This is a genomic window from Cupriavidus sp. UGS-1 (assembly GCF_021213615.1).
Taxonomy (GTDB): Bacteria; Pseudomonadota; Gammaproteobacteria; order Burkholderiales; family Burkholderiaceae; genus Cupriavidus.
In genome coordinates this window covers 119945-145564 of record NZ_JAJQJF010000009.1, presented here as the reverse complement: position 1 = coordinate 145564, position 25620 = coordinate 119945, and the positions used below count along the sequence as shown (strand labels likewise).

General features: G+C 67.2%; 23 protein-coding genes. 22 read left to right on the top strand and 1 reads right to left on the bottom strand.

Annotated features, from left to right (window positions below; all coding sequences use genetic code 11):
* Positions 1–2: 2 nt before the first annotated feature.
* From cueR to LRR16_RS13875, 14 genes are all read left to right on the top strand, one after another.
* On the top strand, positions 3–467 hold the full coding sequence (cueR, locus tag LRR16_RS13940) for a Cu(I)-responsive transcriptional regulator (protein ID WP_023264081.1): 465 nt from the start codon (positions 3–5) through the stop codon (positions 465–467).
* 50 nt (positions 468–517) lie between these two features.
* Positions 518–1408 (top strand): alpha/beta hydrolase, encoded by an 891-nt coding sequence (locus LRR16_RS13935; protein WP_023264080.1) that lies wholly within the window; start codon positions 518–520, stop codon positions 1406–1408.
* Positions 1409–1600: 192 nt separating this feature from the next.
* Complete coding sequence (locus LRR16_RS13930) at positions 1601–3220, top strand: GMC family oxidoreductase (RefSeq protein ID WP_064574753.1); 1620 nt, start codon at positions 1601–1603, stop codon at positions 3218–3220.
* A gap of 401 nt (positions 3221–3621) precedes the next feature.
* Positions 3622–4398 (top strand): ABC transporter ATP-binding protein, encoded by a 777-nt coding sequence (locus LRR16_RS13925; RefSeq protein ID WP_006577640.1) that lies wholly within the window; start codon positions 3622–3624, stop codon positions 4396–4398.
* Positions 4399–4418: 20 nt separating this feature from the next.
* Positions 4419–5144: an ABC transporter ATP-binding protein gene (locus LRR16_RS13920; protein ID WP_006577641.1), complete on the top strand. Its 726-nt coding sequence runs from the start codon at positions 4419–4421 to the stop codon at positions 5142–5144.
* Between the two features lie 94 nt (positions 5145–5238).
* Positions 5239–6447 carry an ABC transporter substrate-binding protein gene (locus LRR16_RS13915; RefSeq protein WP_006577642.1) on the top strand — a complete coding sequence of 403 codons (1209 nt, stop codon included), beginning with the start codon at positions 5239–5241 and terminating at the stop codon, positions 6445–6447.
* 156 nt (positions 6448–6603) lie between these two features.
* A complete protein-coding gene (locus tag LRR16_RS13910; protein ID WP_006577643.1) occupies positions 6604–7488 on the top strand; it encodes a branched-chain amino acid ABC transporter permease in 885 nt (294 codons plus the stop codon).
* A gap of 149 nt (positions 7489–7637) precedes the next feature.
* Complete coding sequence (locus LRR16_RS13905; protein WP_226994916.1) at positions 7638–8555, top strand: branched-chain amino acid ABC transporter permease; 918 nt, start codon at positions 7638–7640, stop codon at positions 8553–8555.
* Between the two features lie 449 nt (positions 8556–9004).
* Complete coding sequence (locus LRR16_RS13900) at positions 9005–9454, top strand: hypothetical protein (RefSeq protein WP_232206272.1); 450 nt, start codon at positions 9005–9007, stop codon at positions 9452–9454.
* 114 nt (positions 9455–9568) lie between these two features.
* Positions 9569–10327: a TSUP family transporter gene (locus tag LRR16_RS13895; RefSeq protein WP_232206271.1), complete on the top strand. Its 759-nt coding sequence runs from the start codon at positions 9569–9571 to the stop codon at positions 10325–10327.
* Between the two features lie 325 nt (positions 10328–10652).
* Complete coding sequence (locus LRR16_RS13890) at positions 10653–11801, top strand: ABC transporter substrate-binding protein (RefSeq protein ID WP_006577646.1); 1149 nt, start codon at positions 10653–10655, stop codon at positions 11799–11801.
* Between the two features lie 234 nt (positions 11802–12035).
* A complete protein-coding gene (locus LRR16_RS13885; protein ID WP_006577647.1) occupies positions 12036–13088 on the top strand; it encodes a branched-chain amino acid ABC transporter permease in 1053 nt (350 codons plus the stop codon).
* The gene (locus LRR16_RS13880) at positions 13088–14971 is read left to right on the top strand and encodes an ATP-binding cassette domain-containing protein (RefSeq protein WP_231906344.1); all 1884 of its coding nucleotides are present in this window, start codon (positions 13088–13090) and stop codon (positions 14969–14971) included. Before LRR16_RS13885 ends, LRR16_RS13880 begins: the two co-directional genes overlap by 1 nt.
* Before the next feature lie 27 nt (positions 14972–14998).
* Positions 14999–15742 (top strand): ABC transporter ATP-binding protein, encoded by a 744-nt coding sequence (locus tag LRR16_RS13875; protein WP_006577649.1) that lies wholly within the window; start codon positions 14999–15001, stop codon positions 15740–15742.
* A gap of 154 nt (positions 15743–15896) precedes the next feature.
* On the opposite strand, the gene LRR16_RS13870 is transcribed toward LRR16_RS13875, so the two are convergent.
* The gene (locus LRR16_RS13870; RefSeq protein ID WP_006577650.1) at positions 15897–16841 is read right to left on the bottom strand and encodes a LysR substrate-binding domain-containing protein; all 945 of its coding nucleotides are present in this window, start codon (positions 16839–16841) and stop codon (positions 15897–15899) included.
* A 198-nt stretch (positions 16842–17039) separates the two neighbouring features.
* Between LRR16_RS13870 and LRR16_RS13865 the strand changes: the two genes are divergently transcribed.
* The 8 genes from LRR16_RS13865 to atpB all read left to right on the top strand — a co-directional run bounded on the left by LRR16_RS13865 (position 17040) and on the right by atpB (position 25581).
* The gene (locus LRR16_RS13865; RefSeq protein ID WP_232206270.1) at positions 17040–18044 is read left to right on the top strand and encodes a tripartite tricarboxylate transporter substrate binding protein BugE; all 1005 of its coding nucleotides are present in this window, start codon (positions 17040–17042) and stop codon (positions 18042–18044) included.
* On the top strand, positions 18044–18898 hold the full coding sequence (locus tag LRR16_RS13860) for an N-formylglutamate amidohydrolase (protein WP_006577652.1): 855 nt from the start codon (positions 18044–18046) through the stop codon (positions 18896–18898). Before LRR16_RS13865 ends, LRR16_RS13860 begins: the two co-directional genes overlap by 1 nt.
* 278 nt (positions 18899–19176) lie before the next feature.
* On the top strand, positions 19177–21120 hold the full coding sequence (gene mnmG, locus LRR16_RS13855) for a tRNA uridine-5-carboxymethylaminomethyl(34) synthesis enzyme MnmG (protein ID WP_232206269.1): 1944 nt from the start codon (positions 19177–19179) through the stop codon (positions 21118–21120).
* A 9-nt stretch (positions 21121–21129) separates the two neighbouring features.
* Complete coding sequence (rsmG, locus tag LRR16_RS13850; protein ID WP_232206302.1) at positions 21130–21873, top strand: 16S rRNA (guanine(527)-N(7))-methyltransferase RsmG; 744 nt, start codon at positions 21130–21132, stop codon at positions 21871–21873.
* Between the two features lie 25 nt (positions 21874–21898).
* Positions 21899–22681, top strand: coding sequence for a ParA family protein (locus LRR16_RS13845; protein ID WP_006579397.1), 783 nt, complete (start codon positions 21899–21901; stop codon positions 22679–22681).
* A 34-nt stretch (positions 22682–22715) separates the two neighbouring features.
* Positions 22716–23618, top strand: coding sequence for a ParB/RepB/Spo0J family partition protein (locus LRR16_RS13840; RefSeq protein WP_023264074.1), 903 nt, complete (start codon positions 22716–22718; stop codon positions 23616–23618).
* A gap of 354 nt (positions 23619–23972) precedes the next feature.
* On the top strand, positions 23973–24443 hold the full coding sequence (locus LRR16_RS13835) for an ATP synthase subunit I (RefSeq protein WP_232206268.1): 471 nt from the start codon (positions 23973–23975) through the stop codon (positions 24441–24443).
* A 274-nt stretch (positions 24444–24717) separates the two neighbouring features.
* Complete coding sequence (gene atpB / locus LRR16_RS13830) at positions 24718–25581, top strand: F0F1 ATP synthase subunit A (protein ID WP_043438836.1); 864 nt, start codon at positions 24718–24720, stop codon at positions 25579–25581.
* Positions 25582–25620: the final 39 nt, after the last annotated feature.

Here is a 25620-nt window from a genome sequence, read left to right as displayed (position 1 = left end):
CGATGAATATCGGCGAAGCGGCGGCCGCCTCGGGCGTGTCCGCCAAGATGATCCGGCACTACGAATCGATCGGGCTGCTGCCCGTGCCGCCGCGCAGCGAAGGGGGCTATCGGCGCTACGACGAGCGCGCGCTGCATACCTTGCGCTTCGTACGGCGCGCCCGTAATCTCGGGTTCTCGCTGGACGAGATCCGCAATCTGCTGCTGCTGTGGCAGGACCGCGGGCGCGCCAGCGCGGACGTCAAGGCGCTGACGCTGCGCCATGTCGCCGAACTGGAAACGCGCATCGCGGAACTGGTGGCGATGCGCGACACGCTGCGCTCGCTGGCCGAGGCGTGCAGCGGCGACGAGCGGCCGGACTGCCCGATCCTGGCCGACTTCGCCGAGCCCGGGCGCGCGCCGTGCTCCGGCGATGCGCCAGACGGCAAGGCGCCCAACGGCAATGCGGGCCACGCCTGCCACTCTTGAACGCTGACCTGCGCGCGGCCGCGCCGCGTGCCGGGAAGGAGAGCGATCGCATGGATGCATTCCAGGCCACCGCCATCGCGCCGGCCGAAAGCCGCCAGCGGATGCGCGACGGCACCGAGCTGCTGCTGCGCACCTGGCTGCCCGATTCGCGGCTGTGGCCCGAACCGTCGGGCACGCTGCTGCTGGTGCACGGGCTGGCCGAGCACTGCGGGCGCTACGCGCACGTGGCGGCGCGGCTGTGCGCGCTGGGTCTGCGCGTGCTGGCCTACGACCAGCGCGGCCACGGGGCGAGCGGCGGCGCGCGCATGGTGGCCGAGCGGCCCGATGTGTTCCTCGAGGACCTGGTGGAGATCTACGACGGCGCGGTGCAGCGTTGGCCCGAACTGCCGATCGTGCTCGGCCACAGCATGGGCGGGCTGGTCGCCGCGCGGCTGGCGACCTCGCGCGTGCGGCCGGTGCGCGCGCTGGTGCTGTCTTCGCCCGCACTGGCGCTGCGCATCGACGGCGCGATGCTGACGCTGCAGCGGATGCTGCTGACGCTGGCGCCGAACCTGCGCGTACCCAGTCCGATCCGTCCGTCCGACCTCAGCCACGATCCCGCCGAAGTCGCCAGCTATCGCAGCGATCCGCTGGTGCAGCGCACGCTGACGGCCGGCATCCTGCACAGCATGATGCTCGGCATCGAACGCGCGCAGGCCGATGCGCCGCTGCTCGAGGCGCCGACGCTGCTGCTGGTGGCGGGGGCCGATCGCGTGGTCGATCCGGCGGGCAGCCGGCGCTTCTGCGACAATGCGCCGGCCGACCTGCGCGAATGCGTCTGGTTCGAGCACGCCTACCACGAGATCTTCAACGAGCAGGCGGCGCTGCGGACCGAGGTGCTCGACGCGCTGAGCGACTGGCTGCGCCGCCATCTGCAGCCGGTGGCGGACGCGGACCGCTGAAGCGCACGACGACGCGATCGCCGGTATCGATCCCGCACCGGACGCCCGGCACCGAAGACACGAGGCACCACGCACCACGCACCACGCAAAACGCACGACGCACGACGCACCACGCACAATGCCTCGGCTTGCCGGCCGTCCTCCCGCGGCGGACGACCGCATCTTGATCGACTTTCCTACCAGAAGAAGAGCATGGAGACCTACGACTACATCATCGTCGGCGGCGGCACCGCGGGCTGCGTGCTGGCCAACCGGCTGACGCAGGACGCCGACGTCAGCGTGCTGCTGCTCGAGGCGGGCGGCAAGGACGACTACCACTGGATCCATATTCCGGTGGGCTACCTGTACTGCATCGGCAATCCGCGCACCGACTGGATGTACCGCACCGTCGCCGAGCCCGGACTGAACGGGCGCTCGCTGATCTATCCGCGCGGCCGCGTGCTGGGCGGCTGCTCGTCGATCAACGGCATGATCTACATGCGCGGGCAGCGCGAGGACTACGACGAGTGGGCCCGCATCACCGGCGACGACGGCTGGCGCTGGGACAACGTGCTGCCGCTGTTCAAGCGCAGCGAGGACCATCATCGCGGCGCCAACGACTTTCACGGCGCCGGCGGCGAATGGCGCGTCGAGCCGCAGCGCCTGCGCTGGGACATCCTGGAGCGCTTCATCGACGCGGCCGAGCAGACCGGCATTCCGCGCACCGACGACTTCAACCGCGGCGACAACTTCGGCGTCGGCTACTTCGAGGTCAACCAGCGCCGCGGCATCCGCTGGAACACGTCGAAGGCCTTCCTGCGGCGCGCCTCCGAACGGCCGAACCTGACCATCGTCACCGGCGCGCAGGTCAGCGAGCTGACCTTCGACGGACGCCGCTGCAGCGGCCTGCACTATGTCGGCGGCGGACAGCCCCATACGGTGGCGGCGCGGCGCGAGGTGATCCTCGCCGCGGGCGCGGTCAACACGCCGCAGCTGCTCGAGCTGTCCGGCATCGGCCAGCCCGAGCGGCTGCAGGCGCTCGGTATCGCCGTGCGGCAGGCGCTGCCCGGCGTCGGCGAGAACCTGCAGGACCATCTGCAACTGCGCATGATCGTCAAGGTCGAGGGCGTGCGCACGCTGAACACGCGCGTCGGCAACTGGTGGGGCAAGCTCGGCATCGGGCTGCAATATGCATGGAACCAGAGCGGGCCGATGAGCATGGCGCCGTCGCAGCTCGGCGCGTTCGCGCGCTCGGATCCGGACCAGGCGCGGCCCAATGTCGAGTACCACGTGCAACCGCTGTCGCTCGACAAGTTCGGCGAGCCGCTGCACACCTTCAACGCCTTCACCGCCAGCGTCTGCAATCTGCGGCCGACCTCGCGCGGCAGCGTGCATATCGACAGCCCGGACTTCCGCCAGGCGCCGGTGATCGCGCCCAACTACCTGTCGACCGACGAGGACCGCAAGGTCGCGGCGGACTCGCTTCGGCTGACCCGCCGCATCGTCGCCGCGCCGGCGCTGGCACCGTACCGGCCTCAGGAATGGCTGCCGGGCCCGCATGTCGAGGACGACGAGTCGCTGGCGCGCGCGGCCGGCGATATCGGCACGACGATCTTCCATCCGGTCGGCACCTGCCGCATGGGCAGGTCCGACGATCCGCAGGCGGTGGTGGACCAGCGCCTGCGCGTGATCGGCGTGCAGGGCCTGCGCGTGGTCGACGCCTCGGTGATGCCGCTGATCACCTCGGGCAATACCAACTCGCCGACGATCATGATCGCCGAGCGCGCCAGCGACATGATCCGCGAGGACTGGCGCAGCGGCGCGCGCGGCTGACACGCCGGCGCAGCATGACGGTCGGCGCCGCCACGTGCGGCGCCTTACCGCTTCCCTTTGGCAGTTCTCCCCGGCGACACGTCCGCACTGCCTGACAAACATGACAGCTGGTTCATGTTTCAGGCTCAGTGCAAACCCGGATGTTTTGCGACGCAACAGGTGCCCACAATAGACGCCGGACAGTCGTGATGCCGCGCTCACATCCGCGCGGGCTTGCGCGCTTGCATCCGACCGCGCCGCCGCTGCCACCCAGCGCGCTGCCACATACAAAACAAGACATTGCAGACAAGGCGATCCCCACGCGCGCCGCTTTCACGCAGCGCCGGCAGGGGTCGCGGGTCGAATCCGGGCACGACGGGCCAGAAGCCATGCGTCGGGCCGAACGAGGACGGGCAGGAGACATGAACCAGCAGGAAACCATCCTGGAGACGCGCAACCTCACCAAGGAGTTCAAGGGGTTCACCGCGGTCAGCGACGTCAATCTGCGGGTCAGGCGCGGGTCCATCCATGCGCTGATTGGCCCCAACGGAGCGGGCAAGACGACCTGCTTCAATCTGCTGACGAAATTCCTGGTGCCGACCACCGGCACCATCCTGTTCAACGGCACCGACATCACCGGCGAGAAGCCCGCGCAGATCGCGCGCCGCGGCGTGATCCGTTCGTTCCAGATCTCGGCGGTGTTTCCGCACCTGACCGTGCGCGAGAACGTGCGCATCGGGCTGCAGCGCAAGCTCGGCACGCATTTCCACTTCTGGCGCAGCGAACGCACGCTGTCGGTGCTCGACGACGAGGCGATGGCGCTGCTCGAGCAGGTCGGCCTGACCGAGTTCGCCGACACCGTGACCGTCAACCTGCCGTACGGCCGCAAGCGCGCGCTGGAGATCGCCACCACGCTGGCGATGGAACCGGAGCTGATGCTGCTCGACGAGCCGACCCAGGGCATGGGCCACGAGGACGTCGACCGCGTCACGCAACTGATCAAGAAGGTCTCGGCGGGGCGCACCATCCTGATGGTGGAACACAACATGAACGTGGTGTCGTCGATCGCGGACACGATCACCGTGCTGCAGCGGGGCGCGATCCTGGCCGAAGGGCCATACGAGCAGGTCTCGAAGGATCCGCGCGTGATGGAAGCCTACATGGGCACGGCCGACGCCGAGCTGCAGGGCGCGCACTGAGAGCAAGCGGGAACGAAGACATGGCAACCGACAATACCCCCGCCCTCGAGATCCGCGGCCTGCAGGCGTGGTACGGCGAATCGCACATCCTGCACGGGGTCGACCTGACCGTGAACCGCGGCGAGGTGGTCACGCTGCTGGGCCGCAACGGCGCCGGCCGCACCACCACGCTGCGCGCGATCATGGGCCTGACCGGCACGCGCAAGGGCTCGATCAGGATCGACGGCCACGAGACGATCCATCTGCCGACGCACAAGATCGCGCATTACGGCATCGGCTACTGCCCCGAGGAGCGCGGCATCTTCGCCAGCCTGTCCTGCGAGGAGAACCTGCTGCTGCCGCCGCAGCTCAAGGGCAACGGCGCCAAGCAGGGCATGAGCGAGGCCGAGATCTACGAGATGTTCCCGAATCTGGCCGAGCGCCGGCAGAGCCAGGGCACGCGCCTGTCGGGCGGCGAGCAGCAGATGCTGGCGGTCGGCCGCATCCTGCGCACCGGCGCCAACCTGCTGCTGCTCGACGAGATTTCGGAAGGACTGGCACCGGTGATCGTGCAGGCGCTGGCCCGCATGATCCGGATGCTGAAGCAGAAGGGGTACACGGTGGTGATGGTGGAGCAGAACTTCCGCTTCGCCGCGCCGCTGGCGGACCGCTTCTATGTGATGGAGCACGGCACCATCGTCGAGCGCTTCGGCGCCGGCGAGCTCGAACAGAAGATGCCGGTGTTGCACGAACTGCTTGGGGTCTGATCCCTTCGGGGTCGCACGCATGACCGCAGTCAGGGGTCGCAGGTACGGTGTAGGAACGGGCGGCGCGAGGCCGCCGAAACACAGGAGACAAGCAATGAAGATCAAACGGCTCGCAGCCGCGATGGCGGCCTTGGTGACGGGCATGGCGGCCGGAGCGGCCTCCGCGCAGGTATCGGGTGATTCGGTCAAGATCGGCTTCATCACCGACATGTCGAGCTTGTACGCCGACATCGACGGCAAGTCGGGCGTCGAGGCCGTCAAGATGGCGATCGAGGACGCCGGCGGCAAGGTGCTCGGCAAGCCGATCGAGCTGCTGTCGGCCGACCACCAGAACAAGGCCGACATCGCCGCGTCGAAGGCGCGCGAATGGATGGACCAGCAGGGCCTGGACATGCTGCTGGGCGGCACCAACTCCGGTACCGCGCTGGCGATGAACAAGGTCGCGCAGGAAAAGAAGAAGGTCTACATCAACATCGGCGCGGGCACGGCCCGCCTGACCAACGAAGAGTGCTCGCCGTACACGGTGCACTACGCCTACGACACGGTGGCGCTGGCCAAGGGCACCGGCAGCGCGGTGGTCAAGCAGGGCGGCAAGTCGTGGTTCTTCCTGACCGCGGACTACGCCTTCGGCCATTCGCTGGAGAACGACACCTCGGCGGTGGTCAAGGCCAATGGCGGCACGGTGGTCGGCTCGGTGCGCCACCCGCTGTCGGCGTCGGACTTCTCGTCGTTCCTGCTGCAGGCGCAGTCGTCGAAGGCGCAGATCCTGGGCCTGGCCAACGCCGGTGGCGACACGATCAACTCGATCAAGGCGGCCAAGGAATTTGGCATCACCAAGAACATGAAGATCGCCGGCCTGCTGATGTTCATCAACGATGTGCACAGCCTCGGACTGAAGAACACCGAAGGGCTGTTGATGACCGACAGCTGGTACTGGGACATGAACGACGAGACCCGCAAGTTCGCCAACCGCTTCTTCGCCAAGAACAAGAAGATGCCGAGCAGCCTGCAGGCGGCCGACTACTCCGCGGTGCGTACCTACCTGAAGGCGGTCGAGGCGGCCAAGACCGACGATCCGGACAAGGTGATGGCCGAGCTGAAGAAGGCGAAGATCGACGACTTCTACACCAAGGGCTATATCCGTGCCGATGGCCGCGCCATCCACGACATGTACCTGATGCAGGTCAAGAGCCCCGCCGAGTCGAAGAAGCCGTGGGACTACCTGAAGGTCGTGGCGACGATTCCGGGCGACCAGGCCTTCACGACGCCCGCCGAGTCGAAGTGCGCGCTGCTGAAGAAGTAAGCGAAGGTGGCCCGGCGTTGCGCGCGTTGCGCATCGCCGCGGCCCGATGAACGACCGGCGCCGCGTGCGCGTTCGCTGCCGCCGGCCCATGCCTTCCTCGATGGAGGGCGGGCCGGCGCGGAACGGGCCCGCGGCGCCGCATAGCTGAAGCCTGCGATGGACATCTTCGGTATTCCCTTGCCCGCCATGTTGTCCCAGCTGCTGCTCGGGCTGGTCAACGGGGCGTTCTATGCGATGTTGAGCCTTGGCCTGGCGGTGATCTTCGGCCTGCTCAACGTCATCAATTTCGCGCACGGCGCGCTCTTCATGCTCGGCGCGGTGCTGGCCTGGATGGGCATGGAGTACGCCGGGCTCAACTACTGGGTGATGCTGCTGCTCGCTCCGGTGGTGGTCGGCGTGCTCGGCGTGGTCATCGAGAAGACGATGCTGCGCTGGATCTACAAGCTGGACCATATCTATGGCCTGCTGCTGACGCTGGGCATCACGCTGGTGATCGAGGGCGTGTTCCGCTCGATCTACGGCGTGTCGGGCCTGCCGTATTCGACGCCGGAACTGCTGTCGGGCGCGACCGACCTCGGCTTCATGATCCTGCCGAACTACCGCGCCTGGGTCGTCGTGGCCTCGCTGGCGGTGTGCCTGGCGACCTGGTACATGATCGAGAAGACCAAGCTCGGCGCCTATCTGCGCGCCGGCACCGAGAACCCGAAGCTGGTCGAGGCCTTCGGCGTCAACGTGCCGCTGATGGTCACGCTGACCTACGGCTTTGGCGTCGCGCTGGCCGCCTTCGCCGGCGTGCTGGCCGCGCCGGTGATCCAGATCTCGCCGCTGATGGGGCAGAACCTGATCATCGTGGTGTTCGCGGTGGTCGTGATCGGCGGCATGGGCTCGATCCTCGGCTCCATCGTCACCGGCCTCGGGCTGGGCGTGATCGAGGGGCTGACCAAGGTGTTCTATCCGGAAGCGTCGTCGACCGTGGTGTTCCTGATCATGGTGATCGTATTGCTGCTGCGGCCGGCCGGGCTGTTCGGGAGGGAGAAGTGATGGACGGACAAAGCGCATCGCGCGCACAGGGACCCCAGGGCACGCAAGCCTCGACGCCGGCGCAGGCCGGCGCCGCGCGCGGCGGCGTGCCGCGTACCGTGCCGCTGTTGTTCTATGGCCTGCTGCTGGCCGCGCTGATCGCCGCGCCGATGGCCGGCGCCTATCCGGTGTTCGTGCTGAAGGTGCTGTGCTTCGCGCTGTTTGCCTGCGCGTTCAATCTGCTGATCGGCTACACCGGCCTGCTGTCGTTCGGCCACGCGGCCTTCTTCGGCGGCGCCGGTTATGTGGCGGGCCATGCGATGAAGGTGTGGGGCGTGACGCCGGAAGTCGGGCTGGTGCTCGGCACGCTGGCCGGCGCGGCGATCGGCTATGTGGTCGGCGCGCTGGCGATCCGGCGCCAGGGCATCTATTTCTCGATGATCACGCTGGCGCTGGCGCAGATGCTGTTCTTCTTCTGCCTGCAGGCGCCGTTCACCGGCGGCGAGGACGGGCTGCAGGGCATTCCGCGCGGCAAGCTGTTCGGCGTGCTGTCGCTGTCGGACGACCTGACGCTGTACTACGTCGCGCTGCTGATCCTGGTGCTGGCCTTCGCGCTGATCGTCCGCACCGTGCATTCGCCGTTCGGCCAGATCCTGAAGGCGATCAAGGAGAACGAGCCGCGCGCGATCTCGCTGGGCTACGACACCGACCGCTTCAAGCTGATGGCCTTCGTGCTGTCGGCGGCGCTGTCGGGGCTGGCCGGCGCGATCAAGGCGCTGGTGCTGGGCTTCGAGACGCTGACCGACGTGCACTGGTCGATGTCCGGCACGGTGATCCTGATGACGCTGGTCGGCGGCCTCGGCACGCTGTCGGGTCCGATCGTCGGCGCCTTCGTGATCGTCGCGCTGGAGAACAAGCTGGGCGACATCGGCAGCTTCCTGGCCTCGGCCACCGGCGTCGAATGGTTCAACTCGCTGGGCGAGTCGGTGACGATGGTGACCGGCGTGATCTTCGTGATCTGCGTGCTGCTGTTCCGCCGCGGCATCATGGGCGAGCTGCAGGCGCTGTTCTCCCGCAGCCGCCATTAGCCACATTGCCGTCGTCCCGGCGGGGCAGGGCGGTCGAATTGGGCAGTGGTTGGGGAGTGGTTGGGGAGTGGCCGCCGGGATACATGCCCGTTTTTAGGGCTAGGGTTTTTTCTAGCTTGTTCGATACGCACCGCTTCGTTACATTGCAGTCACGGTTTTCGCAGGTTAAATGGAGGCGGAAGCGAGGAGACGACAGGCGCGCACCCACGATGAGCATTCCGTGAGGAAGCAGCGTTAAATAAGGAAAGGGCGTTGACGGGTGATCCTCGGCAACGCCCTTTTTAATTTGTGCCGTGCTCCGTGAGACAATGCGCGCCTTGCCCGCGACCGCCATGCCGTCTCCGTCCGACCCCACCTCTTCAGCCAATTCTGGCCGTTCTGGCCCCTCCGGCGCCCCGACGCCGACTCCCAACTATCTGATTCGACAGGCTTTTCCGGCCGACCAGCCAATGCTGGCGGACTGGCTGCAGGCGTGCGCGCCGGCGCCGGTGCTGCTGCAGCGGGGCCGCGCCGCGATGCTCGAGCGGCTGCTGCAGCGACCCGAGCTGGGCCTGTGCCTGCTGGCGTCGCGCGACGGCCCGCTGGTCGGCTGCCTGCCGGTCCAGCTGGTGCCGCGCCTCGATCTGGGCGGCCTGGCGGCGCTGGCGGCCGAAGCCTGGTGCTTGCCCGGTGCGCACGAAAGTGGTGCAATCCTCGCTTCCTGCCGGGACTGGCTCGCCGGCTGGTGCCGCGCGCATGGCGTGCGCCATCTGCTGTGGGCGCCGGGGCTGCCCGGTGCCGGTGATCCGGACGGCGATCCAGACGGCGATCCGGACCGTGATCCGGGCGGTGGGCTGAGCCGGCTGCCGTGCGGCCTGTGGCACCGCGACCTGGCCCCGGCCGCCAAGCAGCTGGGCTGATCCGACCGCCCCCCGGCCCGTACCAGTCTCGTTGCCGGCCCCGGACCACGGGCTCCATGCCGGCCGCTGCCTGCGCTTTCCTTTCTCGTCGTTCCCGCATTCCCGGATATTCGAATGGAGTTTGCCTTCCTGTTTGCCGCCGCCTTGCTGGCCGGCCTGATCGATGCGGTCGCCGGCGGCGGCGGCCTGATACAGATTCCCGCCATCTTCAGCGCGTACCCGAGCCACGCGCCGGCGACGCTGATCGGCACCACCAAAGTCGCCTCGATGGCCGGCACCTTCAACGCCGCGGTGCGTTACGCCCGCAGCGTGCGGATCTACTGGGGCGCCACCGGGCCCGCCGTCATCGCCGCCTTCCTGTGCTCGATGGCCGGCGCCTACACGCTGACGCTGGTGCCGGCCGAACCGCTGCGCAAGCTGCTGCCGTTCGTGCTGGCGATCCTGCTGACCTATACGCTGGCGAGGAAGGATCTCGGCGCCGAACATGCGCCGACGCTGTCCGGCGCGCGCGAGCGCTGGGTCGCGCTGGTGGGCGGCGCCGCGATCGGCTTCTACGACGGCATCTTCGGGCCGGGTACCGGCAGCTTCCTGATGATCATGTTCGTGCGGCTGTTCGGCTACGACTTCCTGCACGCGGCGGCATCGACCAAGCTGGTCAACCTCGCCACCAATGTCGCCGCGCTGATGCTGCTCGGCTTCAAGGGCCATGTCTGGTGGGAACTCGGTCTGGTGATGGCGGTGGGCAACGTGATTGGCAGCCAGCTCGGCAGCCGGCTTGCGCTGAAACACGGCAGCGGATTCGTGCGCAAGGTCTTCCTGCTGGTGGTCAGCGCGCTGATCCTGAAGACCGCCTGGGATGCCTTCGCCGGCTGACGGTCCGCACCGCCGGAAGCCGCGCCGATGCTGGCGATGCGGGTTAATCCTGCCTTGGCGGCAAGGGGCGCTGTGTTAGACTCGGTGCCAATTCCCGACCGCTCGGTCGGCGAATCGAAGCCGGCGTCGGCCGAGCTCGTCGCGAACCTGTATTGACCGCAGACGAACGGCCGCGACCCTCGCAAGAGGGCACGCGCGGACGGGATCGGGCACGACGGCCAAAAGGCGGCGACAAGCACCGCCGGATCCGTCGGAACAACAAGCCAGGCGCGGATCGGCGCAAGCCGTGGCGATGCCGGACGGTTTGAGAGAAGAAGGAGACACGATGAATTTCAAGCGCGCCAGCATGCTGGCCTTCGCCGCCGCCTGTCTGTGCGCCGGCGCCGCCCAGGCCCAGATCAAGATCGGGGTCACGGTATCGGCGACCGGTCCGGCGGCTTCGCTGGGCATTCCGGAGAAGAACACCTTCACGCTGCTGCCGAAGGAGATCGCCGGCAAGAAGGTCGAATACATCGTGCTCGACGACGCCTCCGACAGCACCACCGCCGTCAAGAACACCCGCAAGCTGATCAGCGAGGACAAGGTCGATGCCGTGGTCGGCTCGACCGTGACGCCGAACTCGCTGGCGATGGTCGACGTGGTCGCCGAGAGCGGCACGCCGATGATCACGATGGCGGCGTCGGCGCGCATCATCGAACCGATGGACGCCAAGCGCGCCTGGGTCTTCAAGACCCCGCAGAACGACTCGCACATGGCGACCGCGATCTCCGAGCACATGGGCAACAACAACGTGAAGACGGTGGCCTTCATCGGCTTCGCGGATGCCTATGGCGAGAGCTGGTCGCAGGAGTTCGCCAAGGTGGCGGACATCCGCAAGATCAAGGTGGTGGCCACCGAGCGCTTCGCCCGCACCGATACCTCGGTCACCGGGCAGGTGCTGAAGATCATGGCCAGCAATCCGGACGCGGTGCTGATCGCCGGTTCGGGCACCCCGTCGGCGCTGCCCGCCAAGGCGCTGAAGGAGCGCGGCTACAAGGGCAAGATCTACCAGACCCACGGCGTCGCCAACCCCGACTTCCTGCGCGTCTGCGGCAAGGACTGCGAAGGCGCGCTGCTGCCGGCCGGCCCGCTGCTGGTCGCGGAACAGCTGCCCGACAGCAATCCGGTCAAGAAGCCGGCGCTGACCTACAAGACCGCCTACGAGAAGGCCTTCGGCGGCCAGGTGTCGACCTTCGGCGGCCACGCCTGGGATGCCGGCCTGCTGCTCGAGCGCGCGATTCCGGTCGCGCTGAAGAAGGCGCAGCCGGGCACGCCGGAGTTCCGCAAGGCGCTGCGCGATGCGCTGGAGCAGACCAAGGAGCTGCCGGTCTCGCACGGCATCATGACGATGAGCCCGACCGACCATCTGGGCCTGGACCAGCGCTCGCGCGTGATGGTGCAGATCGTCGACGGCAAGTGGAAGCTGCAGAAGTAGCAACGCCCGGCAGCTTCGCCGCGCGGCAGGGCGCATGGACGCACCATGCGCCTTTTTTGTTTTGACGGGCGCGCGCTTTCCGTTTGCCGTGGGACGCTCCCCTCTCCCGCGCGCGGGAGAGGGGAGAAGACCCACAGACAGATACCGGCGCTAGGGTTCGCGCGGATTTCCTCGTAGCGTAAGACCTTTACTATTTCGTAATTCGCTGCATCGCGGCAACTCCTCGGGGAGATCATGGACCTCTCGATTGCGGCCATCCTGGCTCAGGACGGCATCACCTCCGGCGCGATCTACGCGCTGTTGGCGCTGGCCCTGGTGCTGGTGTTTTCGGTGACCCGCGTCATCTTCATCCCGCAAGGGGAGTTCGTCGCCTACGGCGCGCTGACGCTGGCGGTGATGCAGGCCGGCCATGCGCCGCAGACCTCGTGGCTGCTGGTGGCGATGGGCGTGCTGACCTTCGTCTACGAGGGCGCCACCGTGCTGCGCAGCGCCGAACTGCGCCGCAGCGCCGGCAGCCGGCTGGCGGTGCTGGCGGGCAAGTACCTGGTCTTTCCGTTCGCGGTGCACTGGCTGACGCAGGCCTATGGCGCGCAGCCGCTGCCGATGCTGGCGCAGATCGCGCTGACGCTGCTGATCGTGGTGCCGATGGGCCCGATGCTGTACCGGATCGCCTACCAGCCGCTGGCCGAGGCCAGCACGCTGGTGCTGCTGATCGTCTCGGTCGGCGTGCACTTCGCGCTGGTCGGACTGGGGCTGGTGATGTTCGGCGCCGAGGGTTCGCGCACCACCGCGTTCTCCGACGCGCGCTTCGACGTCGGCGCGCTGTCGGTGTCCGGCCAGAGCCTGTGGGTGATCGGCGTGTCCGGCCTGTTGATCGCCGGCCTGTACTTCTATTTCGACCGCACGCTGACCGGCAAGGCGCTGCGCGCCACCGCGGTCAACCGGCTGGGCGCGCGCCTGGTCGGCATCGGCACCACGCAGGCCGGCCGGCTGTCGTTCACGCTGGCGGCCGCGATGGGTGCGCTGTGCGGCATCCTGATCGCGCCGCTGACCACGGTCTACTACGAGTCCGGCTTCCTGATCGGCCTGAAGGGCTTCGTCGGCGCGATCGTCGGCGGACTGGTCAGCTATCCGGTGGCGGCCGCCGGCGCGCTGCTGGTCGGGCTGCTCGAATCCTATTCGTCCTTCTGGGCCAGTGCGTTCAAGGAGGTCATCGTGTTCACGCTGATCATTCCGGTGCTGCTGTGGCGCTCGCTGACCAGCAAACATGTGGAAGACGAGGAATGATGCAACGGCAAGCCACACGCACCACGGGGACGCAGCAGGCGTCCGACACGGCGGCGGCCGCGACGCAGCCGATCCCGGCTCCGAGCGCGATCTCCGGCGGCGCGAACCTGCGCAACCGGCTGCTCCTGATCGCGTTCGCGGCGATCCTGGCGTTGCTGCCGGTCCTGCCGACGCCCGAGTTCTGGATCACGCTCGGCAACTACATCGGCCTGTACAGCATCGTCGCGATCGGCCTGGTGCTGCTGACCGGCGTCGGCGGCATGACCTCGTTCGGCCAGGCGGCCTTCGTCGGCCTGGGCGCCTACAGCACCGCCTACCTGACCACGCAGTACGGGCTGTCGCCCTGGTTCGGCCTGCTGGTCGGATTGGTGATCACGATGGCGTCGGCCTATGTGATCGGCCTGATCACGATGCGGATGTCGGGGCATTACTTGCCGCTGGCGACGATCGCCTGGGGGCTGTCGCTGTTCTTCCTGTTCGGCAATCTCGAATTCCTCGGCAAGTACGACGGCCTGAACGGCATCCCGGTGCTGTCGCTGCTGGGCTTCGAGCTGCAGTCCGGCCGCTCGATGTTCTATCTGATCTGGGTCGTGGTGCTGCTGGCGGTCCTGGCGATGCAGAACCTGCTCGATTCGCGTCCGGGCCGCGCCATTCGCGCGCTGAAGGGCGGTGGCGTGATGGCCGAGGCGATGGGCGTCAATACCGCATGGATGAAGGTCGTGGTGTTCGTCGTCGCCGCGGTGCTGGCCTGCATCTCCGGCTTCCTGTACGCGCACTTGCAGCGGGCGGTGAACCCGACGCCGTTCGGCCTGAACTACGGCATCGAGTACCTGTTCATGGCGGTGGTCGGCGGCGTCGGCCATGTCTGGGGCGCGGTGCTCGGCGCCGGGATCCTGACCATCCTGAAGGACATGCTGCAGGGCGTGCTACCGAAGCTGCTGGGCGCCAACGGCAACTTCGAGATCATCGTGTTCGGCGTGCTGCTGGTGCTGCTGCTGCAGTATGCGCGCGAGGGGCTCTGGCCGTTCGTGCGCAAGGTGTGGCCGAGTGGGCCGCCGGTGCGCGCGCCCGAGCAGGCCGCCGCGCTGCCGGTGCGGCAGAAACCGCAGGCCGGCGAACTGATCCTCGACGTGCGCGCCGCACGCAAGGAGTTCGGCGGGCTGGTGGCGGTCAATGACGTCAGCTTCCAGGTGCGCGCCGGCGAGATCGTCGGGCTGATCGGGCCCAATGGCGCGGGCAAGTCGACCACCTTCAATCTGGTCACCGGCGTGCTGCCGCTGACCCGCGGCGAGGTGCGGTATCGCGGCGAGGCGATCACCAACCTGCCGTCGCGCGAGATCGTCAAGCGCGGCATCGGCCGTACCTTCCAGCACGTGCATCTGCTGCCGACGATGACGGTGCTCGAGAACGTCGCGATCGGCGCGCACCTGCGCGGCGACTACCGGCCCCAGGGCGGCGTGTCCGCGGCGATCCTGCGGATGAATCGCGGCGAAGAAGCCAAGCTGCTGTTCGAGGCGAAGCGCCAGCTCGAGCGCGTGGGCCTGGCCGACTGCATGTATATGGAAGCGGGCAGCCTGGCGCTGGGCCAGCAGCGCATTCTCGAGATTGCCCGTGCGCTGTGCTGCGATCCCGCGCTGCTGCTGCTCGACGAGCCGGCCGCGGGCCTGCGCTACAAGGAGAAGCAGGCGCTGGCCGAACTGCTGCGCAAGCTCAAGGGCGAAGGCATGAGCGTGCTGCTGGTCGAGCACGACATGGACTTCGTGATGAACCTGACCGACCGGCTGGTGGTGATGGAGTTCGGTACGCGCATCGCCGAAGGCGTGCCCGACGAAGTGCAGAAGAACCCCGCGGTGCTCGAGGCCTATCTGGGCGGCGTGGAATAAGGATCAGGAAGGGATCAGGAGCGAGCGGTGAGCGTGATTCTCGAAGTCAACGACCTGCATGTCCGCTACGGCAAGGTCGAGGCGGTACACGGGGCCAGCCTGTCGGTCGAGGCCGGCAGGATCGTCACGGTGATCGGACCCAACGGCGCCGGCAAATCGACGATGCTGAACGCCATCATGGGCGCGCTGCCGCCGACCGGTTCGGCCAGCGGCACGGTGTCCTACCTGGGCCACGACATGGCCGGCATTCCCGTCGAGGGCCGGGTCGCGCGCGGCATGTGCCTGGTGCCGGAGAAGCGCGAGCTGTTCGGCTCGATGAGCGTCGAGGACAACCTGCGGCTCGGCGCCTTCCGCCGCAAGCGCGCCGGCGAGAAGAACTTCCTGGACCAGATGGACGTGGTCTACGAACTGTTCCCGCGGCTGCGCGAGCGCGCGCGCCAGGATGCCGGCACGCTGTCCGGTGGCGAGCGCCAGATGCTGGCGGTCGGCCGCGCGCTGATGGCAAAGCCGGAACTGCTGATGCTGGACGAGCCGAGCCTCGGTCTCGCGCCGCTGATCGTCAAGGAGATCTTCCACATCATCAACGACCTGCGCCGCACCGGCGTGGCGACGCTGTTGATCGAACAGAATGCGCGCGCGGCATTGCAGGTGGCCGACTACGGCTATGTGATCGAGACGGGAGAGATTGCGATGGCCGGGCCGGCCGACGAACTGGCGGCCGACCCGCGCGTCATCGAGACCTATCTGGGGTTGGCGAAGAAGGCGGCTTGACGGTGATTTGAGACCGCCCGGGGCTGTGTTGGGCGGGTCTTCATCTGAGCGAAGAATAACGGCGTGCTGTGGCACGCCGTTATTATTTCTCGTGGTTATGCTTTGGGCGGACTCATAATTGGAAAAAATGTTCTCGGCTTGAATATCCGAAGAATCATCGATCTCGTGAATCATTGTCCCGGATCCGCGCCACGTCCGGATCCTGCGCAGCCGTCTCCAGCAACCACTGCCTGAAGCGATTCAGCGCCGGATGGTCGCGCCGCTCCCGCGGCGCGCACAGGAAATAGCCGCGCGTCAGCCGGATCGGCAGGTCGAACGGCGCCACCACGCGGCCGGCCGCGATCTCGTCGCGTACCAGGCAGCGCTGCAACACCGCGATGCCGATATCGGCCTTGACCGCCTGCACCAGGATCGACACCTGGTCGAAACCGGTGGCCAGCGTCGGCGCAGCGTTGGGTACGCCCGCCGCGTGGAACCAGTGCTGCCAGTTTGCCGGCGCGCCGGTGTGGAACAGCAGCGGCTCCTGCAGCAGGTCCGCCGGCGTTTGCCACTGGCCGGCCTGGTGCCGCAGCCGCGCGCGCTCGGGATGGCAGACCGGCACCATCTCGCTGCCGATCACATAGTCGACCTGCAGATTGGGCCAGCTGGCGGCGGTACCCGCCAGCAGCGCCGCATCGGGCGCCGGACCCGAGAAGTCTTCGTCGCGCCGGTAGGGCACGAAGTCCAGCCGGATATCGGGATGGCGCCGATGGAAGTCGGGCAGCCGTGGCACCAGCCAGACGCTGGCCAGCGTGGGCAGGGCGGACAGCGTCAGATGGTGCTGGCGGTCGCCGGCCAGCAGTGCGGCGCTGGCCGATTCGATTGCCGCCAGCGGTCCCGCCACCGCCTCGAGAAACCCTCGGCCGGCGGCGGTCAGTACCAGCCGGTGCGCGTTGCGCTGGACCAGCGGCTGGCCGAAGTGCGCCTCCAGCCTGGCGATGGCCCGGCTGATTGCGCCCTGCGTCACGCACAGTTCCTCCGCGGCGCGGGTGAAGCTGCCCAGCCGCGCCGCGGTGGCGAAGGCGTGCAGCTCGGACATCGACGGCGATCGCAGGCGCATGCGGGCCTTTTTCGTTCACCGGCACGCGCGGTGCCGCGAGAATGAACTTTGGTAATGGAAGCGTGCAATATAGTCGTTTGTGCACGCTCGGTAAACTGCCCGACACTTGACGCGTCGCGGGGCGTCGTTGGTCCCTGGATCCGCCCCCCGCACCCTCTGCCGCATAGAACACAAGGCAATTCCAAGGAGAACATCGCCATGAACCGAGCCGTGACCACGCGTCGTCGCTTTGTGCTGTCCGCCATGACCACCGCCATCGCCGCTGCCGTGTTGTTGCCCGCCGCGGCCAGCGCCGCGCCGGCCAACTATCCCAGCCGCCCGATCCGCCTGATCGTGCCGTTCGCCGCTGGCGGGTCGACCGATTTGTCGGCGCGCCTGGTCGCCGAATTTGCCGGCCGCGAGCTGGGCCAGACCATCGTGGTCGAGAACAAGGGTGGGGCAGGCGGTTCGCTGGGCATGGGGGAAGTCGCCCGCTCGGCACCGGATGGCTACACGATCGGCATGGCCACGGTCAGCACGCATGGCTCGAACCCGGCCGTCTATCCGAAGCTCAGCTACGACCCGATCAAGGACTTCGTGCCGGTGACCAACGTGGTGGCGATCCCCAGCGTGTTCGCGGTCCATCCGAGCGTGCCGGCCAAGACCATGAAGGAATTCATCGCGCTGGCCAAGGCCAACCCGGGCAAATACAGCTTTGCCTCGCCGGGCACCGGTTCCCTGGGTCACGTGAATATCGAGAACTTCATGATGCTGTCCGGCATCGATCTGCTGCATGTGCCGTACAAGGGCGCTGGCGTGGCGTTGAACGACGCGGTGGCGGGGCAGGTCAACGCGATCACCGACAACCTGTCGTCGACGCTGCCGCACGTCAAGGGCGGCCGCTTGCGCGCGCTGGCCGTGCTGGGCGGCAGCCGCTCGGCGCAGCTGCCGGATGTGCCGACCTACGCCGAACTCGGCTTCAAGGACATGGGCGAGGGCGGCTGGTTCGGCATCGTCGCGCCGGCCGGCACGCCGGCCCCGGTGGTGGCCAAGCTGAACGCCGCGATCCACAAGGCGATGCAGAACCCGGACTTCAAGCGCAAGGTCGAGGAATCGGGCGGCACGCTGGTGCCGACCACGCCCGAGCAGTTCAAGGTGCAGATCGAGCAGGCGATGGCTCGCTACGCGCGCGTGGCCAAGGCCGCCAAGATCGAGCTGAACTGATGGCAGCGGCGTTCGAACCGATCGTCCGCCGGCTGCCCGAGGGCGAACCGCTGCCGCTGGTCTGCGATTCGCCCCACAGCGGCACGCGCTATCCGGAAGACTTTGGCGCCGCCGTGCCGATGGCGCGGCTGCGCGAAGGGGAGGATACCCACGTCGACGCGCTGTGGGAGGCGGTACCGGCGGTCGGCGGCACGCTGATCGCCGCGAACTTCCCGCGCGTCTATATCGACCCGAACCGGATGCCGGACGATCTCGACCCGGCGCTGCTGGACGCGCCGTGGCCCGAGCCGCTGGCACCGGGCGAGAAGACGCGGCTGGGCTTCGGCCTGGTGTGGCGCAACATCGACGCCAGTACGCCGATCTACGCGCGCAAGCTCGGCGTGGCCGAGGTACGCAACCGGATCGAGCACTACTACCGGCCCTACCATGCGGCGCTGGCGGAAGCGGTGGACGCGACCTACCGCCGCTTCGGCGCGGTGTGGCATCTGAACCTGCACTCGATGCCGAACAATGCCTACGAGCGCTTGAAGAAGGTCAGCCCGCATCCGCTGGCTGATTTCGTGCTGGGCGACCGCGACGGTACCACCTGCGACCCGGAGTTCGTCGGGCTGATCGAGCTGGGGCTGCGCGACATGGGCTACACCGTCGCGCGCAACGACCCGTACAAGGGCGTGCAACTGATCGCGCAGATCGGCAGGCCGGCGGAGCGCCGCCACAGCCTGCAAATCGAGATCCGGCGTCCGCTCTATATGGACGAGCGCACCCGTGAGCGCAATGCCAACTTCGGCAAGGTGCAGCGGGATATGGGGCGGCTGCTGGAGCGGGTGGCGGCATACCTGCGGCAGCAGCGGTGATTCGTTGACGTTGCGAGAAGGCGAGTAATCCAAGGCCGGGCGATTGCCCGGCTTTTTTGTTTCACGTGGAACACCCGAACTGGCCGGGATTGGGCCTGTTTCACGTGAAACAACGGCCGCGACTACCTAGGATAATCCGGAGGTTCCACGTGAAACATGGCGGCGCCGAAGCACAATGTTTCACGTGGAACGGACCCGTGTCCGGAATGCCCCAATGAATGCCGGTATAATTCGGCATCCCGTTTTTCCCTCTCCAGCCTCCCGGAGGAGGTGCCCCCATGCTTTACCCGAAAGAATTCGATGTCATTGTCGTCGGCGGTGGCCATGCCGGCACCGAAGCGGCCTTGGCCGCGGCCCGTATGGGCTGCCAGACGCTGCTGCTGACCCATAGCATCGAGACGCTCGGGCAGATGAGCTGCAATCCGTCGATCGGCGGCATCGGCAAGGGGCATCTGGTCAAGGAAGTCGACGCCCTTGGCGGCGCCATGGCGGCCGCCACCGACGAGGCCGGCATCCAGTTCCGCATCCTGAATTCCAGCAAGGGCCCGGCCGTGCGTGCGACGCGCGCCCAGGCCGATCGTGTCTTGTACCGCAAGGCGATCCGCACCCGGCTGGAGAACCAGCCCAATCTGATGCTGTTCCAGCAGGCCGTCGACGACCTGATGGTCGAAGGCGACCGCGTGGTTGGCGCAGTGACGCAGGTTGGTGTCCGCTTCCGTGCCCGCGCGGTGGTGCTGACGGCAGGCACCTTCCTGGACGGCAAGATCCACGTGGGCCTGGACAACTACACCGGAGGCCGCGCCGGCGATCCCGCCGCGGTGACGCTGTCGGCCCGCCTCAAGGAGCTGAGGCTGCCGCAGGGCCGGCTGAAGACCGGCACGCCGCCGCGCATCGATGGCCGTACCATCGACTTCTCGGTGATGGAAGAACAGCCCGGCGACCTCGATCCGGTGCCGGTGTTCTCGTTCCTGGGCCGTCCTGAGCAGCATCCGCAGCAGCTGCCGTGCTGGATCACCCACACCAATGCCCGTACCCACGAGATCATCCGTGGCGGGCTGGACCGCTCGCCGATGTACACCGGCGTGATCGAAGGCGTGGGGCCGCGTTACTGCCCGAGCATCGAGGACAAGATCCATCGCTTTGCCAGCAAGGAAAGCCACCAGATCTTCCTGGAGCCGGAAGGGCTGACCACGAACGAGTTCTATCCCAACGGCATATCGACCAGCCTGCCGTTCGATGTCCAGCTGGAACTGGTGCATTCGATCCGTGGCCTCGAGAACGCCCATATCTTGCGTCCCGGCTATGCAATCGAGTACGACTACTTCGATCCGCGCGCGCTGAAGGCCTCGCTGGAGAGCAAGGCGATCGGCGGGCTGTTCTTCGCCGGCCAGATCAATGGCACCACCGGCTACGAAGAAGCGGCGGCCCAAGGGCTGCTGGCAGGCATCAACGCCGGCCGCTATGCGCAGCAGCGCGAGGCCTGGGCGCCGCGCCGCGACCAGGCGTACCTGGGCGTGCTGGTGGACGACCTGATCACGCGTGGCGTGACCGAGCCGTACCGGATGTTCACCAGCCGGGCCGAGTTCCGCCTGAGCCTGCGCGAGGACAACGCCGACATGCGGCTGACCGAGATCGGCCGCGAGCTCGGCGTGGTCGACGACGCGCGCTGGGACGCCTTCAACCGAAAGCGCGACGCTGTTTCACGTGAAACAGAGCGCCTGAAGAGCACTTGGGTCAACCCGGCCAGCCTGCCGGCCGAGGATGCCGTGCCGCTGCTCGGCAAGGCGATCGAGCGCGAATATAGCCTGGCGGACCTGCTGCGGCGTCCGGGCGTCGGCTACGAGGCACTGATGGCGCTCCAGGACGGCCGCCATGCGCCGGCTGCTCCGCTGGCCGACGACCCGCTGCAGGCCGAACAGATCCGCGAGCAGATCGAGATCGGCATCAAGTACCACGGCTATATCGCCCGCCAGGCCGCCGAGGTCGACAAGCTGGAAGCCAACGAATCGACCCGGCTGCCGGACGACTTCGACTACACCGAAGTGCGCGGCCTCGGCTTCGAGGTCAGCCAGAAGCTGAACCAGCACCGTCCGCAGACGCTTGGCCAGGCCTCGCGCATCTCGGGCGTCACCCCGGCGGCCATCTCGCTGCTGTTGGTACATCTGAAGAAGAAGGGCATGGGGCGCGGCAAGACGGCCGGCTCGGGCCGCGAGGCGGCCTGAGTGAGCGGTCTGCAAGCATCCCGGGCGCGGCGCCACGGCGCGGTCGACGAGGCCGCCCAGCGCCGCCGCCTCGAGGCCGGCCTGGCCGCGATCGGCCTGCCGCTGGACGGTGCCCGTATCGAGACGCTGCTCGCCTATCTGGCGCTGCTGCGCAAATGGAACGCCACCTATAACCTGACGGCAATCCGCCATCCGGACGAGATGCTGACGCATCATCTGCTGGACTCGCTGGCCGCGGTGCCGGCGCTGGCCGAAGCGGCGCGCCGGCCCGAGGTGGCGCCGGGCGCGCGGGGCAGGGTGCTCGACGTCGGCTCGGGCGGTGGCATGCCGGGCCTGCCGCTGGCGATCGCCTGTCCCGACGTGTCGGTACTGATGGTCGACATCGTGCAGAAGAAAACCGCCTTCCTGACCCAGTGCCGTGCGCAGCTCCGGCTGGGCAATGCGGCGGCGCATTGGGGGCCGGTGGAAAAGCTGGCGGATGCCGACGGCTTCGCCGTGATCACGTCGCGAGCCTTCGCCGAACTGGCCGATTTCGTCATGCTCGCCGGCCATCTGCTGGCGCCCGGCGGCCGTCTGATCGCGATGAAGGGTATCTACCCGCAGGCGGAACTGGAGCGGATGGAGCAGGCCGGACTGATGTCGGCCTGGCAGGTCGAAGCGGTGCCGCAGCTGGCGGTGCCCGAACTGGACGCGCAGCGCCACCTGGTGGTGCTATCGCGCCGTGGCGAGCGCAGCGATGCGCGCGCCGACTGAATACAAGCGAGGAGCTGCAGAACCCATGGCAAAGGTATTCGTGATCGCAAACCAGAAGGGCGGGGTGGGCAAGACGACCACCACGGTGAACCTCGCCGCTGGCCTTGCCGCGCAAGGGCAGCGCGTGCTGCTGGTCGATCTCGATCCGCAAGGCAATGCGTCGATGGGTTCTGGCATCGACAAGCAGGGGCTGCAGCACAGCGTCTATCAGGTGCTGGTCGGCTTTGCCACGATCCCGCAGGCGCGCCAGCGTTCGGAGTCCGGCAAGTACGACGTGCTGCCGGCGAACCGCGAGCTGGCCGGTGCCGAAGTCGAACTGGTCGAGCTCGAACACCGCGAGCGCCGGCTGCGCCAGGCGCTGGCCGAGGTCGAGGGCGAGTACGATTTCGTGCTGATCGACTGCCCGCCGTCGCTGTCGCTGCTGACGCTGAACGGCCTGTGCGCCGCGCATGGCGTGATCGTGCCGATGCAGTGCGAGTACTTCGCGCTGGAGGGGCTGTCCGATCTGGTCAATACGATCAAGCAGGTACACGCGAACCTGAACAAGGACCTGAAGGTCATCGGGCTGCTGCGTGTGATGTTCGATCCGCGCGTGACGCTGCAGCAGCAGGTGTCCGCCCAGCTGGAAGCCCACTTCGGCGACAAGGTGTTCAAGACGATGATCCCGCGCAATGTCCGTCTGGCCGAGGCGCCGTCGTACGGCATGCCGGGCGTGGCCTTCGATCCCGCGTCGAAGGGCGCCAAGGCCTACCTCGATTTCGGCGCCGAGATGATCGCGCGCGTCAAGCAACTGGGCCAGATCGCCTGAGCCGGCGAACGGCAGCAAGCAAGGAGCCACCACCATGAGTACCGCGAAGAAGAAGGGCCTGGGCCGCGGGCTGGAAGCCCTGCTGGGCGGCCCGGCGGAGATCGTCGAGGCGGCGCGCCAGGACGGTTCTCCCACCGTGCTGCGCGTCGACCAGCTGCAGCCCGGCAAGTACCAGCCGCGCACGCGGATGGACGAGGGGGCGTTGCAGGAGCTTGCCGCGAGCATCCGCGCACAGGGGCTGATGCAGCCGATCCTGGTGCGGCGCGTGGCCGAGCCGGACCGCTACGAGATCATCGCGGGCGAGCGGCGCTTTCGCGCGTCGAAGCTGGCGGGCCTGGACAAGGTGCCGGTGCTGATCAAGGACGTGGCCGACGAGGCCGCCGCGGCGATGGCCCTGATCGAGAACATCCAGCGCGAGGATCTGAACCCGCTGGAAGAGGCGCAGGGCATCATGCGCTTGATCCGCGAATTCAAGTTCACCCACGAGCAGGCGGCCGAGTCGGTCGGCCGCTCGCGCAGCGCGGTGTCGAATCTGCTGCGTCTGCTGAACCTGGCGCAGCCGGTGCAGACGATGCTGATGGCCGGCGATCTCGACATGGGACATGCGCGCGCACTGCTCGCGGTGGACGGCGCGCATCAGATCACGCTGGCCAACCAGATCGTCAACAAGCGGCTGTCGGTGCGCGAGACCGAGAAGCTGGTGACCTCGACGCTGAAGCCGTTCGATCTGAAGTCGCTGAAGCAGAAGACCGGCCAGGGCGCGCGCGATGTGGCACGACTGGAGGAGGAGCTGTCCGACGCGCTCGGCATGCCGGTGCAGATCAAGCTCGGCGCCCGCGGCAAGGGCCAGCTGACCATCCAGTTTTCCAGCAACGACGCGCTCGACGGTGTACTTGCCCGTCTGCGCGAACCGGCCGCGGGGCGGCAGGTCGCATGAGGACAGTTGGGCGATGATCGCCCAATGGAGCAAAGCGAATGGCGCCGGGTTCTTCCCCCGGCGCCATTTTTTTGCTACGCAATCCGATTACGTGTCAGGTCATTGCCGCGCAATATCCGCGCAAGCATGATCAAGGCGAGATAGCAAGAGTTGTGGTGTTTTGCCTTGCAAGGCAACTGTAAGCAGATTGACTCGTTATCCGCATTCCCCGTAAAATCGTGCGGTTTGAATACTGGCCGAGGACGAAAAGTTCCTGGTCAGAACTGCAAGCAGGCAGACCGACAAGTTGTAGTGGCGACAGACCCCAAGCCGCCTCGCGCGGGATCGAATACCGACCGTACCGAGCGGAATTCCGTGCCTCAGCCGGATGACTGGGACCAGGACGACTGGCGCGACGACGATGAGCGCCCCGGGCCGATCCGGCCACTGTCGCACGACGATGCGGTGTCGCTGTTCGGCGAACGCGCATTGCGGCCGTCGCGGATGACGCCGGGCAAGGTGGTACTGGCGCAAGTCGCGGTGACGCTGTTGTCGGCGGTCGGCTGGGCGGTGTTCGGACCCGAAGCCGGACCGTATGGCTGGTCGGCGCTGTTCGGCGGCGCGGTGTGCTGCGTGCCGAGCGCGTTCTTCGCCTTCCGGCTGTGGCTCGCGCGGGACCGTGCGTCGATCGGCGGGCTGGTGATCGGCGAGGCGATCAAGGTGCTGGCCACCGTCGCGCTGTTCGTGCTGGTGGTGGTGCTGTACCGCGATCTGCGTTGGGTGCCGATGCTGGTCACGTTCCTGCTTGCGTTGAAGACGTACTGGGTGGCGCTGGCGATTCGATAGAGGGTTCGATCGATTTTCGATTCGTCGAATTGCGGAACGCCATGCCCCGAACCGGTGCCGCGTTGTTCTGATTCAGGGCAATTGAGGGCCGGTTTCGAGAAAACAAGGTTTGGATGTCGCACCGATCGGAATCGGGCGCGGCGTCGGGAAGTAACGAAGCGTCTTGCATTGCGGTGACCGGCCGACGAGCCGAAGGCGGTGCAAGAAGCATACCGAGTGTTCGCGATGGCGAATGCCGGTCAAACAGGTTTCGCAATATACGGTTCGATTCGACATGGCAACTGCTCAAGGCGCTGAAAACGCGCTCACCCCATCCGGCTATATCGCCGAACATTTGCAGAACCTGAATTCGATCGGCGGCAAGCAGGCCTCCGTGGTCGACTTCAGCGTGATCAATTACGACACCGTGATCTGGTCGGTGCTGTGCGGCGCGATCGCCGTGCTGTTCCTGTACATGGCCGCGCGCCGTGTCACCGCCGGCGTGCCGGGCCGCTTCCAGGCCTTCGTCGAGATGATCGTCGAGATGGTCGACGATCAGGCCAAGGGCATCATCCACGGCGACCGCTCGTGGATTGCGCCGCTGGCGCTGATGGTGTTCTGCTGGATCACCATGATGAACGCGATCGACCTGATCCCGGTTGACTGGGTCCACGGCCTGAACCACCTGCTGGGCGTGTTCGGCTTCCACCTGCCGCACCACAAGGCCGTCGCGACCGCCGACCTGAACGGCACGCTGGGCATGTCGTTCGCCGTGCTGATCCTGATGATCTACTACAGCTTCAAGATCAAGGGCGCGGGCGGCTTCGCGCACGAACTGCTGTCGGCCCCGTTCGGCGGCAAGTGGTACCTGGCCCCGTTCAACCTGGTGCTGAACATCATCGAATTCCTGGCCAAGGCCGTTTCGCTCGGCATGCGACTGTTCGGCAATATGTACGCCGGCGAACTGGTGTTCCTGCTGATCGCGCTGCTGGGCTCGATGTGGACCTTCGGCGCCGACCTGTCGGCTCTGGGCTTCGTCGGCCACGTGATTGCCGGCGCGGTCTGGGCGATCTTCCACATCCTGATCGTGCTGCTGCAGGCCTTCATTTTCATGATGCTGACGCTGGTGTATCTCGGCCAGGCACACGACAAGCACTGATTTCCGGTTTTTGGTTTTTGGTTTTTTTGGTTCTAAGTC